The sequence below is a fragment of the Micromonospora sp. NPDC048907 genome (genome assembly GCF_055586885.1).
In genome coordinates this window covers 62,610-84,275 of sequence record NZ_JBVJHI010000012.1, presented here as the reverse complement: position 1 = coordinate 84,275, position 21,666 = coordinate 62,610, and the positions used below count along the sequence as shown (strand labels likewise).

Here is a 21,666-nt window from a genome sequence, read left to right as displayed (position 1 = left end):
GGAAAGTGCCGGAGCCAATTCTAAACCGAAATATTGGTAATTGTCTTGTAAACGATCAATCGAGAGCGTTAAATCCCTGATGTACCCTTCGAGAGGAGTGCCACCGATGCCATCACCCTCGATGCGGATCCTCGCCCCCACCCTGATCATGGCACTTGCCGGGACAACCCTGCTGGCCTGCGGTGACGACGAGACGAAATCCGACAGTTCTCAGATAACAGTGTGGAGCCTGGAGGACGTGGCGGACCGGGTCAACGCCACCAAGGCCATCATCGCGGACTACACCGCCAAGACCGGCGTCAAGGTCAACCTGGTCACCGTCAACGAGGACCAGTTCCCCTCCCTCATCGCCTCCAGCGCCGCCGCCGGCGACCTGCCCGACGTGGTCGGCTCGGTCTCCCTGGCCGGGGTCCGCACGCTCGCCGGCAACGACCTGCTGGAGCCGGACGCCAACAAGAAGGTTGTCGAGAAGCTCGGCCGGGACACGTTCTCCCCGCGCGCCCTCGAACTGACGAGTGAGGACGGCAAGCAGCTCGCCGTGCCCAGCGACGGGTGGGGCCAGCTGCTGGTCTACCGCAAGGACCTGTTCGCGGCGGCGGGCCTGTCCGCCCCCGACACGTACGAGAAGATCGCCGCCGCCGCGGCGAGACTGAACACCGGCGGCGTCGCCGGCATCACCGCGGCGACCGCCCCCGGTGACGTCTTCACCCAGCAGACCTTCGAGCACCTCGCACTGGCCAACAACTGCCAGCTCACCGACGACGCCGGCAAGGTCACGCTGGACTCCGCCGAGTGCGTCGAGGCGTTCCGCTTCTACGGCGACCTGATGCGCAACAACTCGGTCAAGGGCGCGCAGGACGTGGACACCACCCGGGCCACCTACTTCGCCGGCAAGGCGGCCATGCTGATCTGGTCGCCGTTCATCCTCGACGAGCTGGCCGGGCTGCGCGACGACGCCAAGCCGACCTGCCCGCAGTGCCAGTCCGACCCGGCCTGGCTGGCCAAGAACAGCGGCTTCGTCACCGCGATCAAGGGCCCGAACGGCGCCGAGCCGGCCCAGTACGGCGAGATCAGCTCCTGGGCGGTGCTCGACGGCGCGAGCGACCCCGCGTCGTCCTTCGTGGAGTACATGCTCTCCGACGGCTACCCGCGCTGGTTCGGCATGTCCCCCGAGGGGCGCTTCCCGGTGCGCACCGGCACGGCGGAGGACAAGCAGAAGTTCCTCACCGCCTGGAACACCAGCCCGGCAGGGGTGGACCGCAAGCAGCCGCTGTCGGCGGTCTACGGCGACGACGTGCTCGCCACCCTGCGCAAGAGCCCGGACACCTTCCAGCGCTGGGGGCTGACCCAGGGCCAGGGCAAGCTCGTCGGGGCGATCCTCGGCGAGCTGCCGGTGCCCAAGGCGCTCGCCGACGTGGTCGGCGGGAAGTCGGACGCCCGGGCCGCCGCCGAGCGGGCGAAGAAGGACGTCGACGCGATCGCCAAGGGCGTGAATTGACCACCACCGCGCCGGAGGCCGGCCGCTCCCCCACCGGGGAGCGGCCCCGCCGGCCCGGCCGACGCCCGCTCACCCTGCGCCGCCGCGAGTCCCGCGCCGGGCTCGCGCTGGTCGCCCCGACCCTGCTCGTCGTGGTCGCGGTGATCGGCATACCCATCGTGTGGACCGTGGTGCTGGCCTTCCAACGGGTACGCCTCGCGACCCTGCGCCGGACCGGCCTCTTCGGCGAGCTGACCCTGGACAACGTCGACCGGGTGCTGCACACCCCCGGATTCGCCGACACGCTCTGGACCACCGTCGTCTACAGCGCCGGCGGGACCGTCGGCTCGATCCTGGTCGGCCTGGTGGCGGCGCTGGTGGTCCGCCGGCCGTTCCGGGGCCGCACGATCGTCCGGGCGTCGATGCTGCTGCCGTACGTCGCGCCGGTGGTCGCCATGACCTTCGTCTGGCAGGTGATGCTCGACCCGCAGCTCGGCTTCGTCAACGACTGGGGCCGCCGGTTCCTCGGCTGGGACGAGCCCGTGCCGTTCCTGTCCCAGGAGTCCACCGCGCTCTGGACGGTCATCGCGTTCGAGGCGTGGCGCTACTTCCCGTTCGCCTTCCTGTTCCTGCTGGCCCGCCTCCAGGCCGTGCCGGGCGAGCTGGAGGAGGCGGCCCGGGTCGACGGGGCCACCCCGACCCAGCGCTTCCGGTACATCCTGCTGCCCCAGCTCATGCCGGTGATCGCGCTGATCGGGGTGCTCCGGTTCATCATGACCTTCAACAAGTTCGACGACGTCTACCTGCTCACCGGGGGCTCGGCCGGCACCGAGGTGGTCAGCGTCCGGGTCTACCAGTTCCTCACCGCGCGGACCGACATCGGCGCGGCCGCGGCGCAGGCGGTCGTGCTGGCCGTGGTGCTGATCGTCTTCGTCGCGATCTACCTGCGCTTCTTCAGCGGCCGGCGGGAGGGGGCGTGATGGACCGGGACCGGATCGAGACGGTGAGCCTGCGCTGGCTGCGCCGTCTGGTGATCACCGCCTTCCTGCTGGTCACCCTGCTGCCGTTCTGGTACATGCTGGTGCTGTCGGTGCGCCCCATCGAGCGGCTGCTGCTCGACCCCGGCTCGCTGGTCGTGCCGTTCGGCGAGCTGACCGTCGCCACCTACGCCGAGGTCCTGAAGTCCGTGGAGGACGGCGGGCAGGGCTTCCTCACCTTCATCCGCAACAGCGGCATCGTGGCGCTGGCCGCCACCGCGCTCACCCTGGTGATCGCCATCCCCGGCGCGTACGCGGTCTCCCGGCTGCGGTTCTTCGGCCGGCGGCAGGTCAGCGCGCTGTTCCTGGCGGTCTACCTGTTCCCGTCGATCGTCATCGCGATCCCGCTCTTCGTGGTCTTCACCCGGGCCGGGCTCCGCGGGTCGCTCGTCGGGTTGGTGCTGGTCTACATCTCGCAGACCCTGCCGGTCTCGGTCTACATGCTGAAGAACTACTTCGAGACGATCCCGGTCAGCCTGGAGGAGTCCGCGGCGATCGACGGTGCCGGCCGGCTCGGCATCATCCGCCGGGTCAGCCTGCCGCTCGCCGCGCCGTCGGTGATGGCGGTCGCGCTCTACGACTTCATGATCGCCTGGAACGAGTTCCTCTTCGCGCTGCTCTTCCTGGTCGACCGGCCCAACCGGTGGACCGTCTCGCTGGGCCTGTCGCTGCTGGCCGACGGTGTCGAGGTGCCGAAGACGGTGCTGATGGCCGGCTCGGTGATCCTCACCCTGCCGATCGTGATCCTCTTCTTCGCCAGCGAGCGGCTGCTCACCGAGGGCCTCACCAGCGGCGCGGAGAAGGGGTAGTTGACCTTGGCGGGCGGCTCCACCAGGATGGCCCGGTGCGAGCGACCCGGGAACGGACGGTCAGCGGGCGGCTGGCCCGGCTGGTCACCGAGGTGCTCGCACCGGGCGTCCTGGTGACCGCACTGCCGCTGGTGGCGGCCGCCCGGGTCAGCCGCTCCCCGCAGCAGTTCCTGCTCTGGGCCGGCACCGCCCTGCTGTTCTGCGCGGTGATCCCGGTCGGCGTGATCGTCCACGGCGTACGCCGCGGCCGGCTCACCGACCGGCACGTCGGCGACCGCACCCAGCGGGCCCGCCCGCTGCTGACCGGCCTGGCCTCGGTGGCGCTCGGCATGGCCCTGCTGGCCGCGCTGCGCGCCCCGGCCGAACTGTTCGCCGTGATCGTGGTGATCTTCGTGGTCGGCGTGGCCTGCACCCTGGTGAACCACTGGTGGAAGCTGAGCATCCACAGCGCGGTCGCGGCCGCCACCACGACCGTCCTGGTGCTGCTGTTCGGTCCGGCGCTGCACGCCGGCTGGCTGCTGGTGGTCGCGGTCGGCTGGTCCCGGGTGGTCCTGCGGGACCACACCTGGCCGCAGGTGGTCGCCGGTGCGGTCACCGGCGCCCCGCTCGCCGCCGGCGCCTTCCTGGCGCTGCACTGAGATTCCCCCGGCCGGCTCCCACAAGATCAGCTACCGTGGGCGGCATGGGCAAGCCGACCCGCTGGGTGACCGACACGAAGCCCGGCCACTCGCAGTGGTACGTCGACCGGTTCCGCCAGCTCGCCGCCGAGGGGGCGGACCTGGCCGGCGAGGCCCGGCTGCTGGACGCGCTCGTCGCGCCGGGCGCGCGGATCCTGGACGCCGGCTGCGGCACCGGGCGGGTGGCCGCCGAGCTGGCCGCCCGGGGACACACCGCGGTGGGCGTCGACGCCGACCCGGTGCTGATCGACGCCGCCCGCACCGACCATCCCGGCCCGCGCTTCCTGGTCGCCGACCTGGCCGAGCTGGACCTGGCCGCGCAGGACGAGCCGGAGCCGTTCGACGCGGCCGTGGTGGCCGGCAACGTGATGGCGTTCGTCGCCCCCGGCACCGAGCGTGCCGTGCTGACCCGCGTGGCCGCGCACGTCCGGCCGGACGGCGTCGTGGTGGTCGGCTTCGGCACCGACCGCGGCTACCCGCTCACCGGGCTGGACGCCGACGCGGCGGCCGCCGGCCTCCGCCGGGAACACCGCTTCGCCACCTGGGACCTGCGCCCCTGGCGCGACGACGCGGAGTTCGCGGTGACCGTGTTCCGGAAGCCGGCCGCCTGAGCCGTCCCGGCGCCGCTCCCGCCACGACCGGCCTCACGCCGGGGCGGCGACCACGCGGGCCGTGGCCGGCCTCACGCCGGGGCGGCGACCGCGCGGGCCGCGGCCGGGTCGAGCGGGCTGCCCGCCGGCACCAGGCTGACCAGGCCCGCCGGCAGCCGGACCGGACGCACCCCGGCGTAGCCGAGCATGCCGGGCACGTCGGTGCCGGCCAGCACGTAGCGCCGGCCGAGGTCGGTGACCACGCACACCGCCCCGCCGCTGGCGCCGGGAGCGGCGACCGACTCGACGAGCGCACCCCGCCCCGGCTCGACCACCACCTGGTCGGCCAGGCCGCCCCGGCCGGCCGGCGTCCGCGCGGCCCCGGAGAGGTCCGGCGGGGTGGCGCCGAGCCGGACCTCGCGGACGCCGGTGTCGTCGCCAGCGCTCGCGCAGAGCGCGCCGCCCTCCACGGTGGCCAGTGCGGGCGGGACGGCGGGCGGGGCGGTCGGCCCGGTGGGCACCAGGTCGGGGAGCTTCGGCAGGGCGGCGAACCGGCCCAGGGTGATCGGTTCCGGGTCGCCCTGGCCGGTGCGGGCGAGCAGCAGGGCCGCCTGCAACTCGGTGATGCCGGCCAGGCCGGTCCGCCCGGCCACCGCGTACTGCCGGCCGCCCCCGGAGTTGCGGACCAGGTAGACGTCGCCGACGGTCGCGCCGGGGACCCGCTCGGACGGGGTGCCCAGGTCGCGCAGCGGGGGCGGTGCCAGGTCGGCGCCGGCCGGCACCGTGTGGAGCAGCGCCGGGGCCACCGGCACCGCCCGTTCCCGGGTGGCGGCCAGCGCGGCGAGCACCCGGTCGGTGTCCCGGAGCAGGTAGCGCCGCTCGTGCCAGAGCAGGTGCAGGCTGCCGTCCGGGTGGCGCAGCAGCAGGCCCTGGTCGCCGAGGGGCCGGCCGCCCGAGGGGTCCCGCCCGACCAGCAGCGCCGAACGGACCTCCGTGCGGCCCGCCTCGGCGGCGGTGACCGAGCAGACCGTCCATGCCCCGCCGGCGAGCCGCCCCGGCGCGGGCAGCGAGTCGGGGGCGTCGGCGATGCCGAGGGGCAGGCCGCGCGGCACGCCCTCGATGGAGCGGCGGGAGACCAGCACGGTCTTCGGCCGCTCCGCCCCGATGACCAGCAGCGCCGAGGCGTAGTTGAGGACCGGGTGCAGCCTGTCGTCCCGGTAGACGAACCGCGCGCCGGACTCCTTCTCCACGATCACCGCGCCCGTGTCGCGCCAGGCGCTGCCGCCGCCGGCGAACAGGCCGTAGAGGGCGACCCCGCCGAGCGCGATCACCGCGACCAGCACGCTGGCCAGACCGGCGCCGGCCAGCCGCCGGAACGGCGACTGCGCGGGGTCGGTCTCCCGCATCACCAGGGCGGCGACGGCCCGCTGGACGGTGAACTGGTAGGAGTGGAGCTGGTCCTGCCGGGACGGCATCGGGCCCCTTCCGAGAACGATCGTCGGCGCACAGGATAAGCGCTCCGTCGATGCCGTGCGGACCCTCCGTGTCGCCCGGCCACCGTGGGCGATCGCGGGACTCGCCGTGGGAGCGCTTGTCGCAGCCGGTACGGTCACCATGGCGGTGTGGGGCCGCCGGAGGAGGGGACACAGTGGACAGCAGCGCCTGGGACGCCCGGTACGCGAGCACACCGGGGCTGGTGTGGAGCGCTGAGCCCAACCGGTTCGTGGTCGAGTCGGTCACCGGGCTCGCCCCCGGCGCCGCGCTGGACCTGGCCGCGGGTGAGGGGCGCAACGCGGTCTGGCTGGCGGAGCAGGGCTGGCGGGTCACCGCCGTGGACTTCTCGCCGGTGGCCGTCGGCCGGGGGCGTGAGCTGGCCGCCGGCCGGGACGTCCAGGTCGAGTGGCGGGTCGCCGACGTGACCGCGTACCGGCCGGTGCCGGGCAGCTACGACCTCGTGCTGATCAGCTATCTGCACCTGCCCGCCGGCGATCTCGCGCGAGTGCTGGCCGCGGCCAAGCAGGCGCTGCGTCCGGGCGGGAGCCTCGTGGTGGTCGGCCACGACCTGGCGAACCTGACCGGCGGCACGGGTGGCCCGCAGGACCCGGCCGTGCTGCTCACCCCCGAGGCGGTGGTCGACGGGCTGGCCGGGCTGCACATCCGGCGCGCCGAGACGGCCCGCCGTCCGGTGTCCACCACCGACGGCGGCACCGTCGACGCCCTCGACACCGTCGTCGTGGCGAGCCGCCCCGACTGACCGGCGCCGCGACCCGTCAGGGCCGCAGGATCAGCCGGATCGGATCCCCCTCCTTCTCCTGCACCCGGCGCACCGCCTCCGGCGCGTCCGCCAGCGGCAGCACGTCGCTGACGGAGGCGGACAGGTCGAGCCGGCCCAGCCCGGTGAGGGTGACCAGTTGCCCGACGTGCTCGGCCTCGGAGCCGTAGTGTCCGAGCACCGCCTGCCGGTTGTAGGTGAACCGGCTGTCCGACGGGATGCTGATCGGCTGGTTGGCGATGCCGGCGAGCACCAGCCGTCCGTGCCTGCCGAGCACGGTCATGGCCTGCTCGCGGACCGCGTTGACACCGGCGAAGTCGAACGCCACGTCGAGGCCCCGGGTGCCGACCAGTTCGAGCACGGCGTCCTTGAAACCGTCGTCCGTCGGGTCGAGGGCCACGTCCGCGCCGAGGGCGATCGCCCGGTCCCGGGCCGCCGGCAGCGGGTCCACGGCGATCACCGGTGCCGCGCCGACCAGCAGCAGCAACTGCACCGCGTGCGCGCCGAGACCACCGACGCCCCACACGGCGACCGCCTCCGCCGGCCGGACCCGGGCGGTCTCGGTCACCGCCGCCCAGGGCGTGGAGACCGCGTCGGGGATGATGCAGGCCTGCTCGAACGGGAGCAGATCCGGGACGGGCACCAGGGTGTCCTCGCGGGCCAGGGCGTATTCGGCCCAGCCGCCGTCGTAGTCGACGCCGCGGGTGAGCACCAGGCCGAACCGGTCCCGCTCCCCCGCCTGGAGCAGCACCCGCTGGCCCGGCTGCCAGCCCGTCACCCCGTCACCGAGGGCGTCCACCGTGCCCGCGACCTCGTGGCCGAGGGTCACCACGTCCCCGCCGAGGTACAGCGGGGTGAGGGTGCCGTCGATCAGGTGCACGTCCGACAGGCACACGCCGGCCGCGGCGACCCGGATCCGCACCTGCCCGCGCCCCGGCTCGGGCACCGGAACCGATTCCATCCGCAGCGCCCGATCGGCCACGTGCAGCCGTCCGGCCAGCATCTCCGCCACGTCCGCATCCCTTCTCCGGCGTCCTCGACCCGCCACGTCCTCGACCCGCCGGCCGCGCCGGGCGGGAGTCGCCGTCGGCGTACCCGCCGCCGGCCCGGCGATGCCGGCGGGCACGGAAAAACGGCCTGGCCGCCCATATCCTCGGGTCCCCCGACGACCGGCCGGTAGCATCCGGTCACGGACCGGCGGAGAGGACACGCGTGGGCGCACGTTTCGAGGAACTGGCCTGGCGGGAGACGCCGATCGGCGAGATCAGTCTGCGCCGGCGCCGCGACCCGTCGCTCGACGTCGACGTGTACGAGGTGAAGCTCGACGACGAGTTCCTGATGTCCAGCCTCTTCCCCGTCGCGGAGATCGAACTCGCCCGGCTCGGGCTCGCGCCGCTGACCGGCGCGGCCCTGGACGTGGTGGTGGGCGGGCTCGGCCTCGGCTACACGGCGCGCACCGCGCTGGAGGACCCCCGGGTGCGCTCGCTGCTGGTGGTCGAGGCGATCGAGGACGTGATCGACTGGCACCGCCGGGACCTGCTGCCGTTCGCCGCCGGGCTGGCCGCCGACGCGCGGACCCGGTTCGTCCGGGCGGACTTCTTCGCGGCGGTCGCGGACGGCACCGGGTTCGATCCGGAGGCGCCGGGGCGCCGGTTCCACGCGGTGCTGCTCGACGTCGACCACTCCCCGCGCCAGGTGCTGCACCCCAGCCACGCCGCCTTCTACACGGTGGACGGGCTGCGCCGGCTGGCCGCGCTGCTGCACCCGGACGGCGTGTTCGCGCTCTGGTCGAACGACCCGCCCGACCCCGCCTTCCAGCGGACGCTGACCGAGGTGTTCCCGACCTCGGTGGCGCATGTCGTCCGCTTCCCCAACCCGTTGCAGGGCCGGGAGGCCGCGAACACGGTGTACGTGGCCCGGCAGTGACCGCCCCCGGACAGGCATGGCGGGAGCCGGAGCGGGAAAGCGGGCGGCCCACCGTACTCCCGGGAGGATGACATGCGGGCGTTGCTCTGGATCGTCGGCGTCGCGGCCGGCGTGCTCATCCTGCTCGGGCTGCTGCTGGAGGCGGTCCGCTGGCTGATCATCATCGGGCTGGTCGCGCTGGTCGTGGTCGTCGTCCTGGCCGCCGTGAAGACCCGGCGGGTGCTGAACCGGCCCGCCGGCCGCCGCTGACCGGGCGCGCCACTCCGCCACGCCGCGCCGTGTGACGAACCCGGCAAAGTTACCGCGGGGTAAGTTACCGGGTGGTTAAGTTAGGCTGAGGGCCGTCATCCGGCAGCGAGGAGAGACGGCGATGGACGCGACCGCGCAGCGGCCCTGGACGCGCAGCTACGCCCCGGGCGTACCGGCCGAGATCGCCGAGCCGACCGGCTCGCTGGTGGACCTGCTCACGGACGCGGCCCGCCGGTTCGGCCCCCGGGTCGCCCTCGACTTCTACGGCGCCACCACCACCTACGCGGAGCTGGCCGACCAGGTGGCCCGGGCGGCCGAGGCGCTGCGCCGGCTCGGCGTCGGCCCCGGCGACCGGGTCGCGCTGGTGCTGCCGAACTGCCCGCAGCACGTGGTCGCCTTCTACGCGGTGCTGCGCCTCGGCGCGGTGGTGGTCGAGCACAACCCGCTCTACACCGCCGACGAGCTGGCCCACCAGCTCACCGACCACGGCGCCCGGGTCGCCGTGGTGTGGGACAGGGTGGCGGCGCTGGTCGCCGGGCGGGGCGCGGTCGAGACGGTCGTGGCCGTCGACCTGCCCGGGGCGCTGCCGCGCCTCAAGCGCTGGGCGCTGCGGCTGCCGCTGCCCAAGGTCCGCGCCGCCCGGGCCGCCATGACCGCCCCGGCCCCCGACGCGCTCCCCTGGCCGGCGCTGCTCGCCGACGCCGCCCCGCTGGCCGCCGACCACCCCGCGCCGCGACCCACCGACACCGCGCTGCTCCAGTACACCGGCGGCACCACCGGCGTCCCCAAGGGCGCCGTGCTGACCCATCGCAACCTGCGGGCCAACGCCGCGCAGGGCCGGGCCTGGGTGCCCGGCCTGCGCGACGGCGCCGAGACGGTGTACGCGGTGCTGCCGCTGTTCCACGCCTACGGGCTGACCCTCTGCCTCACCTTCGCGGTGGGCATCGGCGCCACCCTGGTGCTCTTTCCCCGCTTCGACCTCGACCAGGTGCTCGACGCGGCGCGCCGGCGCCCGCCGACCTTCCTGCCCGCCGTCCCGCCGGTCTACGCGCGCCTCGCCGCCGCGGCCCGGGAACGCGGCGCCGACCTCACCTCCGTCCGGTACGCCATCTCCGGCGCGATGGCCCTCCCGCCGGCCACCGTGGACCTCTGGGAGTCGGTGACCGGCGGCCTGCTCGTCGAGGGCTACGGGATGACCGAGACCTCGCCCATCACGCTGGGCAACCCGGTCGCACCGACCCGCCGCCCCGGCACCGTCGGGGTGCCCTTCCCGTCCACCGAGGTGCGGATCGTCGACCCGGAGGACCCGACCCGGGACCGCGCCCCCGGGGAGGCCGGCGAGCTGCTGGTCCGCGGCCCGCAGGTGTTCGCCGGCTACTGGAACCGCCCCGAGGAGACGGCCCGGGTGCTGCTGCCCGGCGGCTGGCTGCGCACCGGGGACGTGGTCACCATGGACGCCGACGGCTTCGTCACCGTGGTCGACCGGATCAAGGAGCTGATCATCACGGGCGGGTTCAACGTCTACCCGTCCGAGGTGGAGGAGGCGCTGCTCCGGGTCCCCGGCGTCCGCGAGGCCGCCGCGGTCGGCCTGCCCACCGGGGACGGCGAGGAGGTGGTGGCCGCCGTGGTGCTGGACCCGGGGGTGGGCGCCGGCCCGGAGTCGGTGCGCTCGGCCTGCCGGCAGCACCTCGCCGGCTACAAGGTGCCGCGCCGGGTCGTGGTGGTCGAGGAGCTGCCCCGCTCGCAGATCGGCAAGGTTCTGCGCCGCGAGGTCCGCGACCGCCTGCTCGCCGGGGACTGAGAGCGGGGCCGGCACCGGTCAGGGCAGTTGGCCCGGCCGGTCGACGATCGCGATCCGGAGCCGCGCGACCGCCGATTCCGGCGACTCCCTGCCGTCGCGCACCACGGACCTGCGGGTGCCGAGGTAGACGTGGGTGTTCCGGTCGAAGATGAGGTCGTTGTTGCCACCGATCACGCCGGGCATGCGGATCGCCACCCCGTGCCGGCCGGCGGCATCCACCACGTCGCCGGAGATGACGACGGCTCCCGGCTCCCGCGCCAGCAGTTCGAACAGCGCCGCCAGCGCTCCGGGCGGCACGTAGCCGTCGAGCAGCGACCGCGCGGTGGTGTACGGCATGTTCTCGCTCCCGTACACGGCCTTCTCGTCGGCTCCCGCGGGGAGGTGCAGGTCGACCGGGTGTTCCCGCAGGTACCGGAGCAGCCGGTCCGGGTCGGTGGGCAGGTCGCCGTGGTAGGCGGGCGACGGGAGCTCGTCCAGCTCCTTGCCGGGATCCGCGGCGTCGGTCGGGCGCAGCACGCGCCGTTCACCCCACCCGTTCGGGTCGTTCTCCGGCCGGTACCGCGCCTGCGGGTGCGCGACTCCCCCGGCCGACTGCCACATCTGCACCCGGATGGTGAGGTACGGGCCGCTGTCCGGCCTCTCCCGCGCCGTCGCCAGCGCCTCCGTGAACACGTACTGGTCGGGTCGGGCGGTGAGCTCGGGCTGTTGCCGGGCGGCATCGGCCGCCAGCCGGAGGATCTCCGACGCGCTGGCCGCGGGTGGTGGCTGGGTGCCGAGCCCCATCGTCTGGGCCGCCAGGGCGCCGGCGGTCAGCGCGACCGCCAGCCCGAGCGCTCCGGCGAGGCGCCAACCCCGCGGGAACCGGATCCGGTGCCCGGCCGGACGCGGCGCCGCGGCGGCCTCGGACCGCCGGACGATGTGCTCTTTCAGATCGGTGAGGAGCTGCTCCTCGAAGCCGTGTGGTGACCGCTCGATCGTGTTCATCGTCTCCATCTCCGTCTCAGGCGAGGGTGGTGGCCGGGCGGGCGAGCACGGCGCGGACGGTCCGACGGGCGCGGTGCAGGCGGACCCGGGCGGCGACCGGGGACATCCCGAGCGCGGTCGCCGCCTCCGCGACGGTGAGGCCGTCCACCGCGACGCTCTCGACCAGCGCCCGGGTGTGCTCGGGCAGCCCGCTCAGCGCCCGACAGGTGCGGCGCGCCGCCGCCTCGGCGTCGATCCGCTCCTCGATGCGGGCGATGTCGTCGGCGGCCAGGTCCCGCCGTCCGGCCAGCCGGCCGGTTACCCTCAGCCGTCGGGCCGCCCGGCGCCGCTCGTCGGCGATGACGTTGCGGGCCACCCCGAACAGCCAGGCGATCTGGCTGCCCCGGTCCGGCCGGTAGCCGGCCGCCGACTCGATCACCGCGAGGAACACGTCGGCGGTCAGGTCAGCGGCGAGGTGGGGGTCGTCGACCCGCCGGGCCACGAACCGGCCCACCGCCTCGACGTGCCGCCGGTAGAAGATCTCGAAGGCCACCGGATCGGCTCCGATGCCGGAGATGTCACCCTCCACTGAGCCAGGATCATGCACGGGCCGTCCTCCCTCGTAGCCGTTACACCCCTTCTTCGTCCGGCGGGGCGCGGGTGTTACCCGGAACGAGAGCTCGGTCCAGGGCTCCGGACTATCCCGGCGTGACGGGTCGGCGGTCGCCGGAGCGAATCGTCCTGGCCACCTCGCTCAGGTCGTTGTCCAGCTGGTGATCCCGCCCGGGCAGCCGGTGCAGCGTTGCCTGCGGGATGGCGCGGGCGTACAGGTCGGCGTGCGACGGTGGGGCGGTGTCGTCCCGGAGCCCGTGGAACACGTGCACGGGCACGCCGTGCGGCAGCCGCGCACCGAGGTCGTGCGGCAGCTCGAACTCCTCGCCGGGCCAGCCGCCGGCACCGACGAACGGCGCGGCGACCAGCACGATCCCGCCGAGCTCCCGTTCCGGTGGTCGCTCGGCGAGCGCGGCGACGAGAATCGTGGCGCCCACCGAGTGGCCGGCGACGACCGCGCCGTCGTCCAGGGCCGCCAGCTCCCGCCGGATGGCCGCGCTCCACCCGGCGTAGCTCGGGTCGTCCTTGTCGGGCATGCGCGGGTAGCGGACCTCGTACCCGTCGCCCAGCTCCCGCCTCAGGCTGTCGAACAGCTTGTCGTCCCACTCGTCGTGCGCGCCCGCGCCGCCGCCCTGGACGAACAGGACCTGCCGGGTCACCCCCATGACGGTCCACCTCCGCGCGCTCGGGTCGGACAACGACGATTGTGCCGGCCGGCAGGGATCGTCACGCCGGTTCGACGGGCAGCCACAGTTCGCAGGTCGCCGTGCTGAAGTCGTCCGCGTGGTCGAGGACCGTCACGATCGAGGGTCCGGGCCGGAGACGCCACGGGTTGGAGGGGAACCAGTCGGTCGCGGTGGCGGCCCAGGTCTCCTGCAGGACCTGCGGGTGCGGTCCGGTGGTGCGGAAGACGGCCCACCTGCCGCCGGGGACCTCGATGGTGTCGAGGTCGTCCGGGACCGACGTGTCCCGTGCGACGGCGACCCCGTGCAGGTAGGTCAGTTCGGTGCCCTCGGCGCCGTCGGGGTCGACGTCGTCGGAGACCTGCAGGAGGCCGGGCGGCTCGGTGTTTCCGAGGCTCTTCAGCCGGAGATGCTCCTCCTTCGGCAGTGCGGTGATGTGCCGCTGGATGTGCGGGTTGACGCCGTGGTGGATCAGCGGAACCCGGACCGCGTGTCCGACGAGCCGGAACGCGGGGCGGTCGACGATGCGGGTGTCCATGGGTCTGCTCCCTTCGACGCTCAGGCGGAACCTGAGCTGCGGTTGTGTGCGAAGGGGGCCTCCGTCGCGGCGGACATCACCGGGGCCGGCACCGTGGACCGCCCGGAACGCACGCCCGAACGCCTCCGTCGAGCCGTATCCGTGCCGGACGGCGATGCTCAGCAGGTCGTCCTGGCCGCGAACGACGTCGGCAGCGGCGACGGTCATGCGGCGCCGGCGCACGTACTCCGACAGCGGCATGCCGGCCAGTGACGAGAACATCCGGCGCAGGTGGTATTCGGTCGTGCCGAGCGCCCTGGCCAGTCCGACGACGTCGAACTCCTCGGTCAGGTGCTCTTCGACGACATCGACGAGCCGGTTGAGTGCCGAGATCACGAGGCCTCCCTTCGACGTCAAGACTGGCCCGGGAGACCCCGGCTGCGCCCGACCGCTGTGGCCCGATCCGATCATGCCGCTCCGGGGAGCGGAGCCCTCAGCCGAGACCGCGGTGTGCCGCCCACAGCTCGCCGGCGCGGCCGGCAGCCCGGTCGACCAGGGCCACCAGCTCGGGTCGCTCGGGCACCGGGAACGAGACGTAGGTGCCGCGGCCGCCGGCGGTCGGGCGGCCGTAGGCCTTCGCCGCGAGGCGCCCGTCCGGCAGGAGCCGGACGTTGAGCGTGGTCAGCGTGAACTCCTCGCCGCGGCGGGTGTCGGTCCAGCGGAGCCCTTCGGGGATCGTGACGTTGATGGCCAGGGCGCTGACCTCGATTCGGGCATCGCTGCTCATGCAGGCATGTTCTCACGCGGGCCGGCAACCCCTCCGCCCGCCGAGGACCGCGTTCTCCCCGTCGCCGCCCGGGACCGGACGGCCGGAGTCGATCACCACCGCTCGACGAGGTGTTCGCGGCCCTGCGGCGGCTCGTACGGCTCGGGCCAGTAGTCGACGATCCGGTTGATCAGGCCCTGCTCGGACACCTCCAGCCAGACACACGCGTCCTGCTGCTCGTCGCCCACGCGGACGTCGAGCCACAGGGCCGCCAACCGGCCGTCGGCGACCAGCCGGCGGACCCGCAGGTGCCAGTCACCGGGATAGTCGATGTTGAACCGCAGGAACGCCTCCCGGCCGCGGATGCGCTCCCGGGTCTGCGGCATCTCGTAGACCACGTCGTCGGTGAGCAGGCCGGCCAAGCCGGGCCAGTCGCGGCGTTCGAGACGGTCGACGTAGTCCTGGGCGGCCTGCCGGCTGACGGCGGTGTCACTCACGGCGCGGACGCTACCGGCCGGCACCGACATCCCCGGACGGCCGCAACGCGCCCAGCGGGCGAGCGGGATTTGCCGAAACAGCAAGAAAGTTTGTCATCGGCGGAGGGCGTTCCGGATGCTGGTGGCGTGGACAGCACGGAGCCCGACGGGGAAGGAAGCCGCCGCATGAGTGGACACGGACACCAGCACGCCGAGGAGGACGCGGCCGCCATCTTCGAGCCGCCGGCCTGGGACGAGCGGTACTCCGGCGCGGAGAAGATCTGGAGCGGCAACCCCAACGCGCAGCTCGTCGCCGAGGTGACCGGCCTGACGCCCGGCACCGCGCTCGACGTCGGCTGCGGCGAGGGCGGCGACGTGATCTGGCTGGCCCGGCAGGGCTGGCGGGTCACCGGCGCCGACTTCTCCGCCAACGGCCTGGCCCGCGCGGCCCGGCACGCCGAGCAGGCCGGCGTCGCCGACCGCACCGACTGGTGGCAGGTCGACGCGCGGACCTTCGCGGCGGAGGGGCGGTCCTACGACCTGGTCACCAGCCACTTCCTGCACCCGCCGGACGGCGGGATGGTGGAGGTGACCCGCCGGCTGGCCGGCGCCGTCGCACCCGGCGGGCACCTGCTGGTCGTCGGCCACGCGCCGCACGAGACGTTCACCCAGCTGAGCGCGAGCCACCGCCGGGCCATGTTCCTCGCCGAGGATCTGCTGCCCGGGCTGCCGGACGACTTCGAGGCCCTCGTGGTCGAGCAGCGGCCCCGGACGGTGACCCGCGACGGCGTCACTGTCGACGTCGACGACTCCACCCTGCTGGCGCGCCGGAAGTCCTAGGCCGGCTCAGAACCACGCCTCCCGGGTGTCCAGGGTGGTGCGGTCCAGGCTCTCCAGCAGGTCGAACTGCGGCCCGGTGCGGGGCAGCTCGTAGCGGAAGAAGTACCGGGCGGCCTGGCGCTTGCCGGCCAGGAAGTCGGCGTCCGGGCCGTCCGGGCTGCCCAGCGCCTCCACGGCCAGCAGCTGCTCCAGCCACATCCAGGCGATCACCACGTGCCCGACGGCCTCCAGGTAGAGCGACGCGTTGGCCAGCGTCACCTCGGGATCGCCGGCGCCGTGCAGGCGCCGGGTGACCACGGCGACCCGGTCGACCGCCGCGCCGAGCCGGCCGGCCAGCTCGGCGGCCTCGCCGTCGGTCTTCCAGGCCCGGGTGACGGTGGCCCGGATGGTCTCCAGCAGCAGCTCCAGGCCGGCGCCGTCGCGCATGGTGACCTTGCGGCCCAGCAGGTCCAGCGCCTGGATGCCGTGGGTGCCCTCGTGGATCGCGTTGAGCCGGTTGTCCCGCCAGTGCTGCTCGACGTCGTAGTCGCGGGTGTAGCCGTAGCCGCCGTGCACCTGGATGGCCAGGTCGTTGGCGGCCAGGCACCACTGCGACGGCCAGCTCTTGGCGATCGGCGTGAGCAGGTCCAGCAGCAGGTGGGCGCGGCTGCGGTCGGCCTCGGCCGGGGCGGTCTTCTCCTCGTCGAGCAGCCGCCCGCAGTAGAGGATCAGGGCGAGCGCGCCCTCCACGTAGCTCTTCTGCGCCAGCAGCATCCGGCGGACGTCGGCGTGCGCCACGATCGGCACCTGCGGAGCGGTGGGATCCTTGTCGCCGGCCGGCCGGCCCTGGGGGCGCTGCCGGGCGTACGCCACGGACTTCAGGTGGGCGGTGTAGCCGAGCGCGGTGGCGCCGGCGCCCACGCCGATGCGCGCCTCGTTCATCATGTGGAACATCTGCGCCAACCCCTGGTGCGGCTCCCCCACCAGGTAGCCGACCGCCCCGGGCCGCCCGTACGGGCGGTGCACGCCCTCGCCGAAGTTCAGCAGCGTGTTGGTGGTGCCCCGGTAGCCGAGCTTGTGGTTGAGGCCGACCAGCACCACGTCGTTGCGGGGCCCGAGCGCGCCGTCGTCGTCGAGGAGCACCTTCGGCACGATGAACAGCGAGATGCCCTTCACCCCGGGCGGCCCGCCGGGGATGCGGGCGAGCACCAGGTGGACGATGTTCTCGGCCAGGTCGTGCTCCCCGCCGGAGATCCACATCTTGGTGCCGACGAGCCGGTACGTCCCGTCGTCCTGCGGCTCGGCCCGGGTGGTGATGTCGGCGAGCGAGCTGCCGGCCTGCGGTTCGGACAGGCACATGGTGCCGAAGAACCGGCCCTGCACCATCGGCCGTACCCAGGTGTCGATCTGCTCGGCGCTGCCGTGGGCGAGCAGCAGGTTGGCGTTGCCGAGCGTGAGGAGCGGGTAGGCGGCGGTGGCCACGTTGGCGGCCTGGAACCAGGCGGAGCAGGCGGCGGCCACGGCGTGCGGCAGCTGCATGCCGCCGACCGACTCGTCCATGGTGGCGGCCAGCAGCCCGGTGTGGGCGTACGCGTCGAGGGCGGCCTTGACCTGCGGGATGGTGCGGACCCGCTGCCCGTCGAAGGTCGGCTCGCTGGCGTCGGCGGCCCGGTTGTGCGGGGCGAACTGCTCGGCGGCGACCTGCGCGGCGAGGTCCAGCACCGCGTCGAAGGTCTCCCGCGAGTGCTCGGCGTAGCGCGGGCGTTCGGTCAGCCGGCCGACGTCGAGCCAGTCGTGGAGCAGGAACGCCAGATCGCGACGGGACAGCAGGGTGGACGACGACACGGGACTCCTTCCGTCGACCGTCGTCAGCCGCGGCGCAGCCCGGCGACGGCCTCTCGGAGGTCATCCTGACTGATCGGGGCGGGCGGCGCACCCTCCGTCGCCTCCCGGAGCGCCTTGGCGAGTTGCACCCGGCGCAGCGCCTCCCGCAGGTCGGCTCCGGTGAGCCCGGGTGTGGTCGCGGCCAGCGCGGCCGGGTCGACGTCGGCGGCGAACATCCGGAAGCCGGGCCGCTCGTGCCTGTCGATCAGCTCGCGGATCATCTTGGCGAGGATCTCCGCGCGGCCGGCCTCGTCCGGCGCCGGGATGGCGATCTTGAGGTCGAAGCGGCCGGAGCGGGTCAGCGAGGCGTCCACCCGCTGCGGAAAGTTGGTGGTCGCCACCACGATGACGTCCGGGTTCTCCTCGAACAGCGTGTTCATCTCCTGCTTGAAGATGCCGGCCACCGCGTTCACCGCCTGGCTGGCCGCGTCGCCGCCGGAGCCGGCGTAGCTGATGATGCTGTCGAACTCGTCGAAGAGCATGACGGTGGGCCGCCGGTAGCGGCGCGCCTCCCGGAAGATCCGCTTGATGTTGCGCTCGGAGCCGCCGAGGAACTTGTCGAGGATCTCCGGGGTGCGGATCTCCACGAAGTCCGCGCCGATCTCGTTGGCCAGGGCCCGGGCCAGCATGGTCTTGCCGGTGCCCGGCGGCCCGTACAGCAGGATGCCCTGCGGCCGGCGCGCCCCCCAGCGGGCCATCGCCTGCGGGTGCCGGAACGACACGGCGACCTCGCGGAACCGGGCGACCACGTCGGGCAGGCCGCCGACCTGGTCGAGGGTCACCGCCGCGCTGCGCGGCACCGCCGCGGCCGCACGGTGACCCACCGGGTACGACCGGCCGCGCAGCAGCGTCGGCTCCGGGGTGTCGCCGGCCAGCTCCCGGACGGTCTGGAGCACCACGCCGATCATGGCGGTCAGGTGCGCGACCGTCACGTCGGCGCTGGGCACCTCGGCGCGTATCCGCACGGTCGACCCGTCGTGGTTGACCTCCGGGCGCAGGCCGGCCTCCTCGGCGGCGCGCAGCACCGCCCGGCCGGCCGGGTCGCGCGGCGGCTCGGCGAGGATGGCCCCGGCGGGCCGCAGCCCGAGCCGGCGGCCGGCCTCGGCGGCGACCCGGCCGACGGCGGCGGCCGGCCCGTCGCCGCCGCTCGCGGCGAGCCGCTGGGCCACGAGCAGCCCGACCGGCCCGGCCAGGCCGAGGGCGAGCAGGCCGGCGCCGGGCAGCGCGGGGTCCGCCCGCAGGTACGCCTCGAAGCGGTGCACCGGCTGCCCGTCCCGGCTGCCGGCGCGCACGGTGCAGCGCAGTTCCCGCACCGGCGCGGGGAAGTCGCCGCCGGCCAGCAGCTCCACCGGCCCGTCCTGGGCGGCGGCGAGCAGCGCCGTCGCGTCGGTGACTGTCACCCGGGCGCCGAGCAGGGTCACCGTCTCGACGTCCGGCCGGACCTCGTACCCGGTCATGCGACCACATCCCTCGCTGCGGCGGTGTCCGCTGCCGAGTCTGGCACCGTGTCGCCGCCCCGGCCACCGGCGCCGCTCAGCCCGCCTCGGCCAGCAGGCCGTCGACCAGGTCCCGGGGCAGCCCGTGGGTGTCGTGCAGCCAGTGGTAGTCGCGCTCGGTCAGCGGCCCGCGCGCGCGAACCCGGTCGACGAGCGGTCGGCCGCGCTCCAGCAGGCCGCGGAAGCGCCGCTCCTCCGCCAGCAGCAGGTCGCGCAGCGGGCCGGCGTCCGCGTCCTGCCGGAACCGGCGCGGCGTGTCGCGGAACGCGTCCAGCGGCAAACCGCTGAGGCTCCGCGCCGGGTCGTCGCGCCACAGCACGGTGAGCGCCCGCCGGACCAGCCGGCGCAGCACGTACCCGCGGCCGGTGTTGCCGGGGCGTACCCCGTCGCCGAGCACGACCACCGCGGAGCGCAGGTGGTCGGCGACCACCCGCAGGTCCTCGCCGCGCAGGTCCCACCGGTCGCGGACCGCGCCCACCCACGGGCTCAGGCCCGCGCCCTCGAAGACCGACCGGCCGCCGCGCAGCACCATCTCCAGCCGTTCCAGGCCCATCCCGGTGTCGATGCTCGCCGTCGGCAGCGGCGTCAGCCGGCCGTCCGGGTGCCGGTGGTGGCGCATCTGGACGTGGTTCCACACCTCCATCCAGCGCTCGTCGGTGCCCGGGGTGCCGACCGGCGGCCCGTCCCCGGTCCAGACGAAGATCTCCGAGTCGGGCCCGCACGGGCCGGTGGGGCCGTTGGACCACCAGTTCTCCGCGCCGTTGGTCTCGACCGGCACGCCCAGCCCGGTCCAGGTGGCGAGCGCCGTCTCGTCCGGGCCGACCTGGTCGTCGCCGCCGAAGACGGTGGCGTGCAACCGGCCCGGGTCGATGCCGAAGCCCCCGGTGAGCAGTTCGTGCCCCCAGCGCAGGCTGGTCGCGATGTCGTAGTCGCCCAGCGACCAGGAGCCGAGCATCTCGAAGACGGTCAGGTGAATGCGGTCACCCACCTCGTCCAGGTCGGTGGTGCGCAGGCAGCGCTGCACGTTGACCAGCCGCCGGCCGCCGGGGTGCGGGCGGCCCAGCAGGTACGGGGTGAGCGGGTGCATACCGGAGGTGGTGAAGAGCACCGGGTCGCCGGGCGACGGGACGAGCGAGCTCTCCGGCGCGTCCCGGTGGCCCCGGCGGTGGTAGTGGTCGACGAAGGTGGAGACGATCTGGTCGGGTGTCATGGCACGGGCCTTCCGGTGGGGACGACCGGACGGTCCGCCGCGCGGGCGGTGGCGTGACACGACGACGCCGGCGGACCGTTTCCGGTCGCCGGCGGGGATGGGGCAGGTCAGGCGGCGGCAACCGGCGAGCGGGAAGCTCGCGCGGCCGCGGCGGTGGTGCTGCGCCTGAGGTCCATGCCCATGACGGTAGCCGATCGGCGGTGGCGCCGCCCACCGGATTCGGCACCGGTGGGCGGCGGCCGGTCAGGCCGTGCCGGAGGAGACCAGCGGGGCCGGGGCCACCTGCTGGCGGCGGGCGGCGCGCCGGTTGGGCAGCGACAGCCGGATCACCTTCCACCAGGCGGAGGCGACCTGCTTGGGCAGCGGGCCGGTGGTGTACTTCAGCCCGTACCTGTCGAACAGGGCCCGGACCTGCGGGGCGATCTCCTGGTAGCGGTTGCTCGGCAGGTCGGGGAAGAGGTGGTGCTCGATCTGGTACGACAGGTTGCCGGTCATGATGTGCAGCAGCCGGCTGCCGCTGATGTTGGCCGAGCCGAGCATCTGCCGCAGGTACCACTCGCCGCGGGTCTCGCCCTCGATGGACGTCTTCGCGAAGGTCTCCACGCCGTTCGGGAAGTGCCCGCACATGATCACCGAGTGGCTCCACAGGTTGCGGATCAGGTTCGCGGTGAAGGTGGCGGCGAGCGTGGACAGGAACGACGGGCCGGACAGCAGCGGGTGCAGCACGTAGTCCTTGAGCACCTGGCGGCGGATCTTGCGGCCGACCGCCCTGGCGCGGGCCCGGAACGCCGGGTCCTTGTGCCGGCCGTTCTTGAGGTTCTCCCCCAGCTCCAGGTCGTACGCGGCGATGCCGTACTCGAAGAAGCAGGCGTTCACGAAGTTGTAGAACGGCTGGCCCAGGTACGCCGGGTGCCACGGCTGGTCCTCGTCGACCCGCATGATGCCGTAGCCGAGGTCGTTGTCCTTGCCGAGCACGTTGGTGTAGCGGTGGTGCAGCTCGTTGTGCGAGTGCTTCCACTGCTCCGGCGGGGAGACGTGATCCCAGTCCCAGGTGGTCGAGTGGATCTTCGGGTCACGCATCCAGTCCCACTGCCCGTGCAGGACGTTGTGCCCGATCTCCATGTTGTCCAGGATCTTGGCCACCGCGAGGCCGGCCGTGCCGACGATCCAGGCCGGCGGGAACAGCGAGAACAGCAGCACGGCGCGGCTGCTCAGCTCCAGCGTTCGCTGGGTCTTGATCACCTTGCGGATGTAGCGGGCGTCCCGCTCACCCCGGTCGGCGATCACCCGGTCCCGGATCGCGTCCAGCTCCTTGCCGATGATCTCGATGTCCTCGGCGCTGAGGTGGGCGATCGGGTTGTCCGCCTTCTTCTGGATCACTGTCACGTCGGAGGGCCTCCTG

Annotated in this window: 22 protein-coding genes; 10 read left to right on the top strand and 12 right to left on the bottom strand. The window is 73.9% G+C overall.

Annotated elements, in window-relative coordinates; translation table 11 throughout:
* Positions 1 to 106 precede the first annotated feature (106 nt).
* The 5 genes from ACZ6PY_RS29445 to ACZ6PY_RS29425 are packed head-to-tail and all read left to right on the top strand — an operon-like array spanning position 107 to position 4,611.
* Entirely contained in the window at positions 107 to 1,498 is a 1,392-nt protein-coding gene (locus ACZ6PY_RS29445; RefSeq protein WP_466078236.1) for an ABC transporter substrate-binding protein, read from the top strand.
* On the top strand, positions 1,495 to 2,457 hold the full coding sequence (locus ACZ6PY_RS29440; RefSeq protein ID WP_466078233.1) for a carbohydrate ABC transporter permease: 963 nt from the start codon (positions 1,495 to 1,497) through the stop codon (positions 2,455 to 2,457). Before ACZ6PY_RS29445 ends, ACZ6PY_RS29440 begins: the two co-directional genes overlap by 4 nt.
* On the top strand, positions 2,457 to 3,323 hold the full coding sequence (locus tag ACZ6PY_RS29435) for a carbohydrate ABC transporter permease (RefSeq protein ID WP_466078230.1): 867 nt from the start codon (positions 2,457 to 2,459) through the stop codon (positions 3,321 to 3,323). Before ACZ6PY_RS29440 ends, ACZ6PY_RS29435 begins: the two co-directional genes overlap by 1 nt.
* 35 nt (positions 3,324 to 3,358) lie before the next feature.
* Positions 3,359 to 3,961 carry a phosphatase PAP2 family protein gene (locus ACZ6PY_RS29430; protein ID WP_466078228.1) on the top strand — a complete coding sequence of 201 codons (603 nt, stop codon included), beginning with the start codon at positions 3,359 to 3,361 and terminating at the stop codon, positions 3,959 to 3,961.
* Positions 3,962 to 4,005: 44 nt separating this feature from the next.
* A complete protein-coding gene (locus ACZ6PY_RS29425) occupies positions 4,006 to 4,611 on the top strand; it encodes a class I SAM-dependent methyltransferase (protein WP_466078225.1) in 606 nt (201 codons plus the stop codon).
* Between the two features lie 71 nt (positions 4,612 to 4,682).
* Here the strand turns inward: ACZ6PY_RS29425 and eccB are convergent, their stop codons facing one another.
* Positions 4,683 to 6,065, bottom strand: a complete 1,383-nt coding sequence (gene eccB, locus ACZ6PY_RS29420) for a type VII secretion protein EccB (RefSeq protein ID WP_466078222.1) — start codon at positions 6,063 to 6,065, stop codon at positions 4,683 to 4,685.
* A gap of 173 nt (positions 6,066 to 6,238) precedes the next feature.
* Here eccB and ACZ6PY_RS29415 point away from each other — a divergent pair, with 173 nt between their 5' ends.
* Entirely contained in the window at positions 6,239 to 6,844 is a 606-nt protein-coding gene (locus ACZ6PY_RS29415) for a class I SAM-dependent methyltransferase (protein ID WP_466078219.1), read from the top strand.
* Positions 6,845 to 6,860: 16 nt separating this feature from the next.
* Here ACZ6PY_RS29415 and ACZ6PY_RS29410 read toward each other — a convergent pair whose 3' ends face one another.
* Positions 6,861 to 7,865 (bottom strand): zinc-binding dehydrogenase, encoded by a 1,005-nt coding sequence (locus ACZ6PY_RS29410; RefSeq protein ID WP_466078350.1) that lies wholly within the window; start codon positions 7,863 to 7,865, stop codon positions 6,861 to 6,863.
* 209 nt (positions 7,866 to 8,074) lie between these two features.
* Here ACZ6PY_RS29410 and ACZ6PY_RS29405 point away from each other — a divergent pair, with 209 nt between their 5' ends.
* The 3 genes from ACZ6PY_RS29405 (at position 8,075) to ACZ6PY_RS29395 (ending at position 10,838) form a co-directional block, all read left to right on the top strand.
* Complete coding sequence (locus ACZ6PY_RS29405; protein ID WP_466078216.1) at positions 8,075 to 8,788, top strand: polyamine aminopropyltransferase; 714 nt, start codon at positions 8,075 to 8,077, stop codon at positions 8,786 to 8,788.
* A gap of 72 nt (positions 8,789 to 8,860) precedes the next feature.
* Entirely contained in the window at positions 8,861 to 9,037 is a 177-nt protein-coding gene (locus ACZ6PY_RS29400; RefSeq protein WP_466078213.1) for a hypothetical protein, read from the top strand.
* A 121-nt stretch (positions 9,038 to 9,158) separates the two neighbouring features.
* On the top strand, positions 9,159 to 10,838 hold the full coding sequence (locus tag ACZ6PY_RS29395) for a long-chain-fatty-acid--CoA ligase (RefSeq protein WP_466078210.1): 1,680 nt from the start codon (positions 9,159 to 9,161) through the stop codon (positions 10,836 to 10,838).
* An 18-nt stretch (positions 10,839 to 10,856) separates the two neighbouring features.
* Here ACZ6PY_RS29395 and ACZ6PY_RS29390 read toward each other — a convergent pair whose 3' ends face one another.
* The 6 genes from ACZ6PY_RS29390 to ACZ6PY_RS29365 all read right to left on the bottom strand — a co-directional run bounded on the left by ACZ6PY_RS29390 (position 10,857) and on the right by ACZ6PY_RS29365 (position 14,906).
* Positions 10,857 to 11,822, bottom strand: a complete 966-nt coding sequence (locus ACZ6PY_RS29390; protein ID WP_466078207.1) for a CU044_5270 family protein — start codon at positions 11,820 to 11,822, stop codon at positions 10,857 to 10,859.
* Positions 11,823 to 11,838: 16 nt separating this feature from the next.
* Complete coding sequence (locus ACZ6PY_RS29385; protein ID WP_466078204.1) at positions 11,839 to 12,390, bottom strand: RNA polymerase sigma factor; 552 nt, start codon at positions 12,388 to 12,390, stop codon at positions 11,839 to 11,841.
* A 109-nt stretch (positions 12,391 to 12,499) separates the two neighbouring features.
* Positions 12,500 to 13,078 (bottom strand): alpha/beta fold hydrolase, encoded by a 579-nt coding sequence (locus ACZ6PY_RS29380; RefSeq protein WP_466078201.1) that lies wholly within the window; start codon positions 13,076 to 13,078, stop codon positions 12,500 to 12,502.
* 61 nt (positions 13,079 to 13,139) lie between these two features.
* Positions 13,140 to 14,009 carry an AraC family transcriptional regulator gene (locus ACZ6PY_RS29375; RefSeq protein ID WP_466078198.1) on the bottom strand — a complete coding sequence of 290 codons (870 nt, stop codon included), beginning with the start codon at positions 14,007 to 14,009 and terminating at the stop codon, positions 13,140 to 13,142.
* Positions 14,010 to 14,106: 97 nt separating this feature from the next.
* On the bottom strand, positions 14,107 to 14,400 hold the full coding sequence (locus ACZ6PY_RS29370) for a hypothetical protein (RefSeq protein WP_466078195.1): 294 nt from the start codon (positions 14,398 to 14,400) through the stop codon (positions 14,107 to 14,109).
* 92 nt (positions 14,401 to 14,492) lie between these two features.
* On the bottom strand, positions 14,493 to 14,906 hold the full coding sequence (locus tag ACZ6PY_RS29365) for a nuclear transport factor 2 family protein (protein ID WP_466078347.1): 414 nt from the start codon (positions 14,904 to 14,906) through the stop codon (positions 14,493 to 14,495).
* A gap of 135 nt (positions 14,907 to 15,041) precedes the next feature.
* Here ACZ6PY_RS29365 and ACZ6PY_RS29360 point away from each other — a divergent pair, with 135 nt between their 5' ends.
* Positions 15,042 to 15,695, top strand: a complete 654-nt coding sequence (locus ACZ6PY_RS29360) for a class I SAM-dependent methyltransferase (RefSeq protein WP_466078192.1) — start codon at positions 15,042 to 15,044, stop codon at positions 15,693 to 15,695.
* A 6-nt stretch (positions 15,696 to 15,701) separates the two neighbouring features.
* Here ACZ6PY_RS29360 and ACZ6PY_RS29355 read toward each other — a convergent pair whose 3' ends face one another.
* The 4 genes from ACZ6PY_RS29355 to ACZ6PY_RS29340 all read right to left on the bottom strand — a co-directional run bounded on the left by ACZ6PY_RS29355 (position 15,702) and on the right by ACZ6PY_RS29340 (position 21,650).
* Positions 15,702 to 17,519, bottom strand: a complete 1,818-nt coding sequence (locus ACZ6PY_RS29355) for an acyl-CoA dehydrogenase (protein WP_466078189.1) — start codon at positions 17,517 to 17,519, stop codon at positions 15,702 to 15,704.
* A 23-nt stretch (positions 17,520 to 17,542) separates the two neighbouring features.
* Entirely contained in the window at positions 17,543 to 19,015 is a 1,473-nt protein-coding gene (locus ACZ6PY_RS29350) for an ATP-binding protein (protein WP_466078186.1), read from the bottom strand.
* 76 nt (positions 19,016 to 19,091) lie between these two features.
* Positions 19,092 to 20,264, bottom strand: a complete 1,173-nt coding sequence (locus tag ACZ6PY_RS29345; protein ID WP_466078183.1) for an alanine--tRNA ligase-related protein — start codon at positions 20,262 to 20,264, stop codon at positions 19,092 to 19,094.
* A gap of 243 nt (positions 20,265 to 20,507) precedes the next feature.
* Positions 20,508 to 21,650: a fatty acid desaturase family protein gene (locus tag ACZ6PY_RS29340; protein WP_466078180.1), complete on the bottom strand. Its 1,143-nt coding sequence runs from the start codon at positions 21,648 to 21,650 to the stop codon at positions 20,508 to 20,510.
* Positions 21,651 to 21,666 lie beyond the last annotated feature (16 nt).

Coding starts and splice junctions, on each gene's coding strand:
- ACZ6PY_RS29445 (WP_466078236.1), top strand. CDS start 107: ATGCCATCACCCTCGATGCGGATCCTCGCCCCCACCCTGATCATGGCA.
- ACZ6PY_RS29435 (WP_466078230.1), top strand. CDS start 2,457: ATGGACCGGGACCGGATCGAGACGGTGAGCCTGCGCTGGCTGCGCCGT.
- ACZ6PY_RS29425 (WP_466078225.1), top strand. CDS start 4,006: ATGGGCAAGCCGACCCGCTGGGTGACCGACACGAAGCCCGGCCACTCG.
- eccB (WP_466078222.1), bottom strand. CDS start 6,065: ATGCCGTCCCGGCAGGACCAGCTCCACTCCTACCAGTTCACCGTCCAG.
- ACZ6PY_RS29410 (WP_466078350.1), bottom strand. CDS start 7,865: ATGCTGGCCGGACGGCTGCACGTGGCCGATCGGGCGCTGCGGATGGAA.
- ACZ6PY_RS29400 (WP_466078213.1), top strand. CDS start 8,861: ATGCGGGCGTTGCTCTGGATCGTCGGCGTCGCGGCCGGCGTGCTCATC.
- ACZ6PY_RS29395 (WP_466078210.1), top strand. CDS start 9,159: ATGGACGCGACCGCGCAGCGGCCCTGGACGCGCAGCTACGCCCCGGGC.
- ACZ6PY_RS29390 (WP_466078207.1), bottom strand. CDS start 11,822: ATGAACACGATCGAGCGGTCACCACACGGCTTCGAGGAGCAGCTCCTC.
- ACZ6PY_RS29380 (WP_466078201.1), bottom strand. CDS start 13,078: ATGGGGGTGACCCGGCAGGTCCTGTTCGTCCAGGGCGGCGGCGCGGGC.
- ACZ6PY_RS29370 (WP_466078195.1), bottom strand. CDS start 14,400: ATGAGCAGCGATGCCCGAATCGAGGTCAGCGCCCTGGCCATCAACGTC.
- ACZ6PY_RS29365 (WP_466078347.1), bottom strand. CDS start 14,906: ATGTCGGTGCCGGCCGGTAGCGTCCGCGCCGTGAGTGACACCGCCGTC.
- ACZ6PY_RS29360 (WP_466078192.1), top strand. CDS start 15,042: ATGAGTGGACACGGACACCAGCACGCCGAGGAGGACGCGGCCGCCATC.
- ACZ6PY_RS29350 (WP_466078186.1), bottom strand. CDS start 19,015: ATGACCGGGTACGAGGTCCGGCCGGACGTCGAGACGGTGACCCTGCTC.
- ACZ6PY_RS29345 (WP_466078183.1), bottom strand. CDS start 20,264: ATGACACCCGACCAGATCGTCTCCACCTTCGTCGACCACTACCACCGC.